Source organism: Desulfococcus sp. (assembly GCF_041737845.1).
GTDB lineage: Bacteria > Desulfobacterota > Desulfobacteria > Desulfobacterales > Desulfococcaceae > Desulfococcus.
In genome coordinates this window covers 1-9,730 of record NZ_JBGSQX010000084.1, presented here as the reverse complement: position 1 = coordinate 9,730, position 9,730 = coordinate 1, and the positions used below count along the sequence as shown (strand labels likewise).

Here is a 9,730-nt window from a genome sequence, read left to right as displayed (position 1 = left end):
GCGCCCATCCACGTCGAACTCGTCGGGGACCGGGCGAGCGGGCGGCTCCTGGGCGCCCAGATGGTCGGCCGGGAGGGATGCGCCCATCGCATCAACGCGGCGGCCGTCGCCCTGCACGCCCGCATGACCGCTGCCGATTTCAGCCAGTCGGACCTGGCCTACGCCCCGCCCTTCGGGCCGGTCTGGGACCCCCTGCTGACCGCCGCGAACCAGCTCCTGAAAAAACTTGAGGGACGGAGGGGGACGTGAAAAGCTATCGGAAAGAATTGTGGTTTCATGTCCCGACCCGCAGGGCCTTCATCAACATCACCCCCCAGGTGTCGGCATGCCTTGTGGAAAGCGGCATCCAGGAAGGGCTTGCCCTGGTGAACGCCATGCACATCACCGCGTCGGTCTTCATCAACGACGACGAATCGGGGCTCCATCACGACTATGAGGTCTGGCTCGAAAAGCTCGCGCCCCATGAACCGGTGTCCGTCTACCGGCACAATGTGGGGGAGGATAACGCCGACGCCCACATGAAGCGGCAGATCATGGGCCGGGAGGTCACGGTGGCCGTGACCCGGGGAAGCCTGGACCTGGGGACCTGGGAGCGGATTTTCTATGGGGAATTCGACGGGCGGCGCAAAAAGCGCGTCCTGGTGAAGATTATCGGGGAATGACCATCCGGAGTCGGGGTTTGAAAACAAAGCGCACATCGAAAACCACCAAACGCGTCAAAAAGAAACGGTCGGTCGGCCGCGGCGCGCTGTTCCTGCTGGCCGGCATCGCGGGCCTGATCCTTCTTTCCCTGTACATCGGCCATCTGGGGTCGGTGGCGCGGGAGCGCTTCGGGAGCAAGAAATGGGAGCTGCCGGCCCGGGTCTACGCCCGTCCGCTGGAGCTGTATCCCGGCCTTTCCATAGATGAAAACGCACTCCTGGAGGAGCTCTCCCTTCTCTCCTACCGCCTGGTTGACCGGATCGGCGTCCCCGGCAGTTATTCCCGGAAGGGCGGCGCCTTCACCCTCCACACCCGCCCCTTTGCCTTTCCCGACGGCAGCGAGGCGTCGAAAAAAATCCGGCTGACCGTCGCAAACCGCCAGGTCCGGGCCCTGACCGACGTCGAGACGGGGGAAAGCCTCTCCATCGCCCGGCTCGACCCGGCCCTCATCGGCAGCTTCTATCCGACCCACCACCAGGACCGGCTCTGGGTCAAATTCAGCGATGCCCCGCCCATCCTGATCCAGACCATCATGACGGTGGAGGACCGAAACTTCTATAAGCATTACGGAATCAAGCCCCTGTCCATCATCCGCGCCCTCAAGGCCAACATCCTGGCGGGAAAGACCGTGCAGGGGGGCAGCACCCTGACCCAGCAACTCGTCAAGAACCTTTTTCTGACCCATGAAAAATCCCTCCGCCGCAAATTCGAAGAGGCGGTCATGGCCTTAAGCCTCGAATTTTTCTACACCAAGGACCAGATCTTCGAGGCCTACATCAACGAGGTCTACCTGGCCCAGGACGGCAGCCGGGCCATTCACGGGTTCGGCATGGCGAGCCGGTTCTATTTCGGCCGGTCCCTGGAGGACCTGGGGGCCGGAGAGACCGCCTTTCTCGTGGGGCTCCTGAAAGGCCCCTCCTATTATGATCCCCAGGCAAACCCCGAACGGGCGACGGCGCGGCGGGATCAGGTCATCAAAATGATGGCCGAACAGAAGCTCCTCCGCCCGGACGAGGCCGACCGGGCCATGCGGGCGAAGCTGGGCATTCTTCCCTCGCCGCCCTCTGGAGACAGCCGGTTCCCCGCCTTCATGGACCTGGTCAAGCGCCAACTCCTCCGGGAATATGAGGAAGCCGACCTCCGCTCCGAGGGGCTCAGGATCTTCTCGACCCTCGATCCCCAGATCCAGCTCGCCGTCGAGGCGTCGGCAACCGCCCAGTTGAGTGCCATCGAGGCATCCAGGGGCCTTCCGAAGAACAGCCTTGAAACCGCCGTCGTGGTGACAGGCGCCGGCAGCAACGAGGTCCTGGCGATGCTGGGCGGACGGCGGCCGGCGGACCCGGGGTTCAACCGGGCGCTGGATGCCCGCCGCCCCATCGGCTCCCTCGTCAAACCGGCCGTCTACCTCTCCGCGCTGATGCAGCCCCACCGCTTCACCCTCGTCACGCCGCTGGAGGACGCGCCCCTCGAAATCAAGATGCAGAATACCGTCTGGAACCCCAAAAACTACGACCGCCGGTTTCACGGCACCGTGCCGATCTACGAGGCTTTGGCCCAGTCCTACAATGTCGCCACCGTCCGCCTGGGGATGGATATCGGTTTGGTCCGGGTATTCGAGACCCTGAAGCGCCTGGGCGTCGAGGGGGATTTTCCCCGCTATCCGTCTACCCTCCTGGGGACGCTGGAGATGGCCCCCATCGAGGTCACCCAGATGTATCAGACCTTCGCCTCCGGCGGATTCTACTCCCCGGTCCGCGCCATCCAGGCGGTCTATCGCCCGGACGGGGAGCTTCTCCAGCGCTATCCCATGACGGTCCGCGAGAATGTCGACCCGGGGGCTGTCTACCTGCTCAATACCGCCCTCCAGACGGTCATCACCGACGGCACGGCGCGGTCCCTGGGGCGGCAGTTGGTGCAGCGGCTCACGCCCGCGGGCAAAACCGGGACGACCAACGACCTGAAAGACAGTTGGTTCGCCGGCTTCACCGGCGACCGCGTGGCGGTGGTCTGGGTCGGCCGGGACAACAACACCCCCTGCGGCCTGACGGGCGCCACCGGCGCGCTCCCGATCTGGGGGGAGGTCATGTCGCGGATCGCGGCCCAGCCCTTCACCCCGGACCCCCCCGAAAACGTGGCGCAGGTCACCATCGATCCGGTCTCGGGGCTCCAAACCGAACCCGGATGTCCGGAGGCCATATCCGTTCCATTCATCCGAGGGTCCGAACCCCTGGATTCCGTTGCGTGCAGGTATCGGCGGCCCACCCCGGTAACGGAATCGCAGAAGGCCCCCCCCAGGCGGCCGGCAAATGCGACATCCGAAAACATTTTCAACTGGTTCAAGGATCTCGTGAAATGAAAATTTCAATCGTTTCGCTCTGCCTGCTCCTGAGCATCATGCTGACCTTCGGCGGCTGCGCCAAGCCTCCGGTCCGAAATTATCCCCGGCCCGGCTCATCTATCAAAGCAACCCGGCCCCAGCCCGGAGTCCCGGCGAAAACAGCGGCCGATGCCCCAAAACCGGCCCGGCGCGCCGATACACTCCCCCCCGCGCCCGAGCGCATGCCGCCGCCATCCTACGACAAACCCCTTGCGTCCATCGGCACCCAGCCCAAGGCCGACACCGCAGCCGGAGAAAGTTACCTCCTGGCCGCGACCGCGCCGCTGGCCGACCAGGCCCGCCGCCAACTGGCCAACGGCGACCTGGACAACGCCCAGACCACGGCGGAGCGGGCGGTGCGCATCGATCCGAACAATGCGGACCTGTGGCACCTCATGGGAAGGATCCAACTGGCCCGGAAGAACTTCAGCCAGGCGGAGCAGCTCGCGCGGAAATCCAACCTTCTCGCCAAGGGCGACGCGGACCTGCAGGCCCGGAACTGGCGGCTGATCGCCGAGTCCCTCCGCGGAAGAGACAACCCCGGCGCCGAGGGTGCCATGAACAAGGCGCATGAACTTGAATCCAGATAGTCCTCCCGCGACACGCGACCCGGGTCTGCCAAAAGGGATGCCATGACCGAACCCAGCAAAAAAGCGATACTCTGCCCCCATTGCGGGAAGCTTGTCAGCCGGGACGAAGCCCGGTGCCCCCATTGCGGCGCCGACCGGCCAGGGGCGCGATGGAAAGCCATCGCCCGCCTGGGCGGGGCAAACCTGGAATCCCAAATCATTTCGACCCTGATCGCCGTCAACGTCGGCATGTATCTGCTCTCCCTGCTCCTCTACGGCGCATCCCTGAACTTCCTGAACCCGATGATGGCCCTGTCGCCGTCGAGCCGGAGCCTGCTGCTCCTGGGCGCCTCCGGAACCATCCCCATCGACCGCCTGGGCAACTGGTGGAGCCTCGTCTCCGCCGGCTACCTCCACGGCAGCCTGCTCCATATCGTCTTCAACATGATCGCCATCAAGCACCTGGGGACCCTGACCCTCCAGGCCTACGGGTCTTCCCGGATGATCCTGATCTACACCCTGGCAAACGTCGCCGGGTACGCCGCTTCGTACCTCGCGGGCGTCCGGTTCACCATCGGGGCGTCCGCGGCCATATGCGGCCTCATCGGCGCCATGCTCTATTACGGCAAAAGCCGGGGCGGGCTCTTCGGCGAGGCCCTGTTCAAACAGGTGAGCGGCTGGCTGGTGGGGCTCTTCATCATCGGCCTCATGCCGAACATCAACAACTGGGGCCACGGCGCGGGGATCCTCTGCGGGATCGCGCTGGGATTTTTGCTGGGATATCCGGAGCGGCGCCCCGACGGCTTCCTGCATAAGGCCGGGGCCGCCCTCTGCATCCTCGTCACCCTTCTTGTCCTGATCCAGTCCGTCGCCTCCGGGATCTGGTACCGCATCTTCGGATAATCGCCCGCCTAAGGCCCCGACAGAAGATCCAAAAGACGGTCGGCTGCGTCATCCACGGAAATCCCGGCAAGGCAGGGCGTCCCGTCGCAGTTTGTGGCTTCCCGTTCAAAGCAGGGCTCGCAGACATTTCCGGATGCGGTCAGGATTGATAGAGCCCGACCCCGGGGTTGCCACCGGACCGGGTCCGACGGCCCGAAGAGGGCCAGGGTCGGAACCCCCAGGAACGCGGCCAGGTGGCTCACGCCGGAATCGTTGCCCACATAGCCATCCCCGGCGGCCAGGAGCCGTCTGAGGTCGGTCAGGGCGGCCGGGGCGTGGACCGTCCACCCGCTCTCATCTTCCCGGATCTGTGTTACGAGATGCGGTTCCGCGGGACCCGCGATGAATTCCGGCACCATGCCTTCCCGGCGCAGACGACAGGCCAACGCCACGAAGCGCTCCAGCGGCCAGTTTTTCCTCGGACTGCCCGAACCGGGATGAATGAGGATGGTCTTTCCCCGCCCCCCCTGGCAAGGCTTCGTGTTCAGCGTCGGAAATCCTTCGGGAAAGGGCGCCTCTCCGTCCGCCGGATCGAGAAGCCCCGCGGCGGCGAGACGGGCGAAGACATGGTCATGGATGTGGACGGGCAGCACAGCCGGGGGCCGGGGCGGGATTCGGTACACCGGGCGCCGGAAGACGCGGGAGACGCCGGCTTCCAGGGCCGGGGCGCTGGAAAAGAGGACGACCGCCCGATAGGGGCGAAAAAACGCCGCCAGGGCTGCCTCCGCGGGGCCGGGAGCGTCGCTGTACAGCCCTGCGAATGCGGCCGCCTCCACGGCAAAAGCGCGGCGGAAGATCCCCAGATCGACGGCCAGCCGGCCGAGGTGCTCCTGGCAGACCCCGTCGATGCCGCCCGGCCGGCGCTGTTTGAGGCGGAGGAGGTTGGCAAAGGTCGCCACCAGGTCCCCCAGGGCCCCGGGGTGAACCACCAGGAGCGGCGCAGGCGCCTGCATGGAAGCGGCCTCCGGCGTCAACCGGCCGAGTACCCCGGCCCCACGATGAGAAGGGGGTTGGCGAGCCGCGACTGGACCCGCTCCATGAGGCTGCCGGACAGAATGTCGCGGATCAGGCCGCGGCCGGAAACGCCCAGAACGATCAGGGCGTCGTGGGGGACATCATAGAAATTCTCCTCCTCCGTCCCCTCCTCCCAGAAATGCCACTCGGCCCCGCACGCGGCGATCTCCTTGTCGAGCCGCCTTTCCTGAACTGCCTGGCGATAGTGGTCGGGGTCTTTTCCTTCGGTCCGGGTGAATATCCTGAGGGGCATGCCCGTCTGCCGATGAATCCGAATCCCCAGCTTCAGCGCCTTGAAGGCGTTGAAGGATCCGCCGAAAAAGACGGCGACGCTCGTCCAGGGCTTGCAGACCGGCCCCGGCACCAGCACCGGGAACCGGGCGGACCGGACCAGGCGCCGGACCCGCGAACCAATATATCCCAGGCCGATTTTGGCGGAAAAATCGCTGATGCTTCTCGGGCACGTCATGAAATCCACATCCGAGGGAATGTCCGGCAGGGTGGCCGAGGTGAAGTTCTTGGGGACCAGGAACGCCACCTCCAGGCCGTATTCGGCCGTCAGGGCCTCGACACGCTCCGCGGCGGTTCCGGGCGATGCCAGATAGGAATCGTCCAGGTCGATCTGAACCACGTCGTTTTCAAAGTACATCAGGAACTTGATAAACCTGGGGATATACACCAGCGGCGCCGCGTCCATGACCTTGCAGAAATGGATCGACTGCAGGAGGGTCTCCCGCCCCTCGGGGGTGTTCCTGAAGATATGGAGCAACCTGGCTTCCATTAGATTCTCCTGATCTGCTTGAGATGCGGGGCCGCCCGGGACGACAATGCCGTGGGTTGGCATCCCCTTCGGTTCCGGCCCCTGTAACCTTTACGGGCCGCCATCATCTCACACGCCCCCCATCGGCGTCAACGCCTGAGCATTTGCGCGAAACGGACCCGATTCGCTGAAATGATGTTGTGTATCGTTTTCCCATGGAGTAAATAAGAGTTGTTTCTTACGATAGGAATCATGAGACGATCGAAAGGGTTGCCGAACCCGCCCTAATAGAGAATTTTTTTTCCATGTGATCGGATATTATGAAGAAAACATGGAAAAATCCATGCCGGTTTTTCCATGTTTATGGGCTTAATATCAGAGTATGTGGAATATTTTCAATCTATTAATCCTGATAAGCGGCCTTCGGCGGCTTATCGGGGCGGCGGATGAATCCGCCGTTCCGTTATGCGCATAGAAACAAAGGACCGAACACGGATGGCAAACGATAACGGTAATGGAAAATCCCTCGAATCCTGGATCTGGGATGCGGCATGCTGCAGGGCATCATCGACCGCGTCGACTTCAACGCCACCACGCATGGCCAGCGGGATATCGACGCGATCGCCTCTCCAATCTCATCGAAGCCATCAGCACCAAGCGTCTCGGGCTTAAGGACGTCGAGGCCGACATCATCGGCAAGAGTTACGAATACCTCATCCGCAAGTTCGCCGAAGGCGGCGGCCAGAGCGCCGGCGAGTTCTACACCCCGCCCGAGGTCGGTACCATCATGTCCAGGGTGCTCGCGCCCGAACCGGGTATGGAGATCCACGATCCCTGCTGCGGTTCCGGCGGCCTTCTGGTGAAATGCGAGATCGCCATGGAGCAAAAGCGGAGGGCGGACATTCCTGTCCGCCAATCGGAAGGTAATGGCGGGTTGGAAAACCCGCCCTCCTTTGCCCCCCTGAAACTGTTCGGTCAGGAGTACACCGCCGACACCTGGGCCATGGCCAACATGAACATGATCATCCACGACATGGAGGGTCAGATCGAGATCGGCGACACCTTCAAGAACCCCAAGTTCCGCAACAGGCAGGGCAGACTCCGCACCTTCGACCGCGTCGTCGCCAATCCCATGTGGAACCAGGCCTGGTTCACCGAGGCCGACGATGACAACGACGAACTCGACCGCTTCCCCGGCAAATCCTCCGCCGACTGGGGGTGGGTCCAGCACATGCACGCCAGCCTGAACGACACCGGCCGCGCCGCCGTCGTCCTCGACACCGGCGCCGCCTCCCGCGGCTCGGGCAATGCCGGCTACAACAAGGAAAAGACCGTTCGCCGGTGGTTCGTCGATCACGACCTCATCGAGAGCGTCCTCTACCTGCCCGAAAACCTCTTCTACAACACCACCGCCCCGGGCATCGTCATCTTCCTCAACCGGGCCAAGCCGAAAGACCGAAAGGGCAAGGTCTTTCTGGTCAATGCCAGCCAGGTATTCGAGAAGGGCGACCCCAAGAACTTCATTCCGGACGACGGCATCCGGCGCATCGCCGACACCCTCATCGGCTGGAAGGAAGAGGAAAAATTCAGCCGCATCGTCGATCACCAGGAGCTTGCGAAAAACGACTACAACATCTCCCCCAGCCGCTACATCCACACCGGCGACGCCGAAACCTACCGGCCCATTGCCGAGATCATGGCGGAACTGAAGGCCATTGAACTGGAGGCCAGGCAAACCGATGAGGCCCTCCGGAACATCCTTGAGCAACTGGGATTCGGGGCATGAAGATCTTCATCAGCAGCGTGCAAAAAGAACTCGCCGCCGAGCGCAAGGCCCTGGCCGGATATCTTGCCGGTGATCCGCTGCTGCGCCGCTTTTTCGATTATTTTCTGTTCGAAGAAACGCCTGCGGCCGATCAACGGGCTGACCAGTGCTACCTCAACGAGGTGGATCGCTGCGACATCTATCTCGGCATCTTCGGCATTGAGTATGGCTGGGAGGACGCCGAGGGGCTTTCACCGACGCACCGCGAGTTCAACCGGGCCACCGAAAATGGCAAGCGCCGCCTGATCTATGTCAAGGGTGCGGATGACAGTGTTCGGGATCCGAAAATGCGCGCCCTGGTAACTGATGCCGCAAGCAGCCTTATCCGGCGCCGGGTCAATTCCGCCCAGGAACTTATCGCCGCAGTGTATGCGAGTCTCGTCAGGATTCTCGAAGAGCGCGAACTGATCCGTTTCGGTCCGTTCGATGCCACGTTCTGCCGAAACGCAACGCTCGATGACCTTGATGACGACAAGATCACCCGTTTTCTGGTGCTTGCCCGGCGCGGCCGCAATTTTCCCCTGCCGGGGGATACGCCGCCGCATGAGGTGCTGGTGCATCTCAACCTGCTCGACAAAGGACGGCCGACCCATGCCGCTATTTTGTTGTTCGGCAAACAGCCGCAACGTTTTCTGATCACCTCCGAGGTGAAATGCGCCCATTTCCACGGCTATACAGTGGCAAAACCCATTCCTTCCTACCAGGTGTACAAGGGCACGGTTTTCGATCTCGTGGATCAGGCCAAGGATTTCGTGCTCTCCAAGATAGACCTCTGGGTGGGAACACGGGCGGAAAGCACCCAGGCGCCGACGAAATACGAAATTCCCCAGGAAGTTGTCGCCGAGGCCATCGTCAATGCCGTCGTCCATCGCGACTACACCAGCAATGCCAGCGTCCAGGCCATGCTCTTTAAGGATCGGCTTGAAGTCTGGAATCCCGGCACGCTGCCGCCAACCCTGACGCTTGAAAAACTGCGCGGCCCGCATGCCTCCGTCCCCCATAATCCGCTTCTTGCCGAGCCCATGTACCTGACCAAGTACATCGAACGCATGGGAACCGGGATCCGTGATATGATCCGGCGATGCAGGACCGCCGGGCTTCCTGAACCTGAAATCAGGCTTATCGCTAAGGTTGGTCGTTTTCCGGTCGTCGACCAGGGGCAGGAGTTTGTCGCTGGCTACTGTGACGACGAGAGCAAGGTCATCAACTTTGATCTGCCGCTTATCATTTTCGGCGACCACACACGTTGTTTCAACCCTAACGTTGCATAAATGATTCGTACTTGCTCTACGCCGCTTTCTGCAGCACTTCAATGAAGTGCAGGAGATCCTCTCGCACTGCTTTGTTGGCGCTCATGACAAGCGTCAATTTTCCTTGTGGACGGATGAGGCGGCCTGCTTTTTGAATGAACCGGTGGCGTATCGAATCCAGTTTTTGGAATTTCCAGGCTGACGGACGTTTCGCACGTGTTCGACCAGCAGCAGGGTGAGCCAGCATTTGCATTTCCCTTGTCAGATTATGCGCCATCATGGACGATACGG

General features: G+C 62.4%; 8 protein-coding genes and 2 pseudogenes. 7 read left to right on the top strand and 3 right to left on the bottom strand.

Translation table 11 applies throughout. The features are described from left to right. The 5 genes and pseudogenes from ACEW8N_RS09635 to ACEW8N_RS09615 form a co-directional block, all read left to right on the top strand. Nucleotides 1–249: pseudogene (locus ACEW8N_RS09635) on the top strand (pyridine nucleotide-disulfide oxidoreductase); the annotation flags it as partial. Next, entirely contained in the window at nucleotides 246–662 is a 417-nt protein-coding gene (locus ACEW8N_RS09630) for a secondary thiamine-phosphate synthase enzyme YjbQ (protein ID WP_373499599.1), read from the top strand. The pseudogene ACEW8N_RS09635 and the gene ACEW8N_RS09630, both read left to right, overlap by 4 nt. Nucleotides 663–679: 17 nt before the next feature. Beyond that, nucleotides 680–3,058, top strand: a complete 2,379-nt coding sequence (gene mrcB, locus ACEW8N_RS09625) for a penicillin-binding protein 1B (protein WP_373499598.1) — start codon at nucleotides 680–682, stop codon at nucleotides 3,056–3,058. Continuing rightward, nucleotides 3,055–3,669: a tetratricopeptide repeat protein gene (locus ACEW8N_RS09620; protein WP_373499597.1), complete on the top strand. Its 615-nt coding sequence runs from the start codon at nucleotides 3,055–3,057 to the stop codon at nucleotides 3,667–3,669. The genes mrcB and ACEW8N_RS09620 overlap by 4 nt, the downstream gene beginning before the upstream one ends. 42 nt (nucleotides 3,670–3,711) lie before the next feature. Next, nucleotides 3,712–4,551, top strand: coding sequence for a rhomboid family intramembrane serine protease (locus ACEW8N_RS09615; protein ID WP_373499596.1), 840 nt, complete (start codon nucleotides 3,712–3,714; stop codon nucleotides 4,549–4,551). Between the two features lie 8 nt (nucleotides 4,552–4,559). On the opposite strand, the gene ACEW8N_RS09610 is transcribed toward ACEW8N_RS09615, so the two are convergent. Further along, nucleotides 4,560–5,543, bottom strand: a complete 984-nt coding sequence (locus ACEW8N_RS09610) for a glycosyltransferase family 9 protein (RefSeq protein WP_373499595.1) — start codon at nucleotides 5,541–5,543, stop codon at nucleotides 4,560–4,562. A gap of 17 nt (nucleotides 5,544–5,560) precedes the next feature. Further along, nucleotides 5,561–6,385 (bottom strand): universal stress protein, encoded by an 825-nt coding sequence (locus ACEW8N_RS09605; RefSeq protein ID WP_373499594.1) that lies wholly within the window; start codon nucleotides 6,383–6,385, stop codon nucleotides 5,561–5,563. Nucleotides 6,386–6,908: 523 nt separating this feature from the next. Here ACEW8N_RS09605 and ACEW8N_RS09600 point away from each other — a divergent pair. Next, the gene (locus ACEW8N_RS09600; protein ID WP_373499593.1) at nucleotides 6,909–8,150 is read left to right on the top strand and encodes an N-6 DNA methylase; all 1,242 of its coding nucleotides are present in this window, start codon (nucleotides 6,909–6,911) and stop codon (nucleotides 8,148–8,150) included. Next, complete coding sequence (locus ACEW8N_RS09595) at nucleotides 8,147–9,460, top strand: DUF4062 domain-containing protein (protein ID WP_373499592.1); 1,314 nt, start codon at nucleotides 8,147–8,149, stop codon at nucleotides 9,458–9,460. Before ACEW8N_RS09600 ends, ACEW8N_RS09595 begins: the two co-directional genes overlap by 4 nt. 16 nt (nucleotides 9,461–9,476) lie before the next feature. On the opposite strand, the pseudogene ACEW8N_RS09590 reads toward ACEW8N_RS09595, so the two are convergent. Continuing rightward, nucleotides 9,477–9,730: pseudogene (locus ACEW8N_RS09590) on the bottom strand (IS1380 family transposase); the annotation flags it as partial.

What these genes read in the sequence shown, in the direction of transcription:
- ACEW8N_RS09615 (WP_373499596.1), top strand. Translation starts at nt 3,712, where the DNA reads ATGACCGAACCCAGCAAAAAAGCGATACTCTGCCCCCATTGCGGGAAG.
- ACEW8N_RS09610 (WP_373499595.1), bottom strand. Translation starts at nt 5,543, where the DNA reads ATGCAGGCGCCTGCGCCGCTCCTGGTGGTTCACCCCGGGGCCCTGGGG.
- ACEW8N_RS09595 (WP_373499592.1), top strand. Translation starts at nt 8,147, where the DNA reads ATGAAGATCTTCATCAGCAGCGTGCAAAAAGAACTCGCCGCCGAGCGC.
- ACEW8N_RS09605 (WP_373499594.1), bottom strand. Translation starts at nt 6,385, where the DNA reads ATGGAAGCCAGGTTGCTCCATATCTTCAGGAACACCCCCGAGGGGCGG.
- ACEW8N_RS09600 (WP_373499593.1), top strand. Translation starts at nt 6,909, where the DNA reads ATGCGGCATGCTGCAGGGCATCATCGACCGCGTCGACTTCAACGCCAC.
- ACEW8N_RS09620 (WP_373499597.1), top strand. Translation starts at nt 3,055, where the DNA reads ATGAAAATTTCAATCGTTTCGCTCTGCCTGCTCCTGAGCATCATGCTG.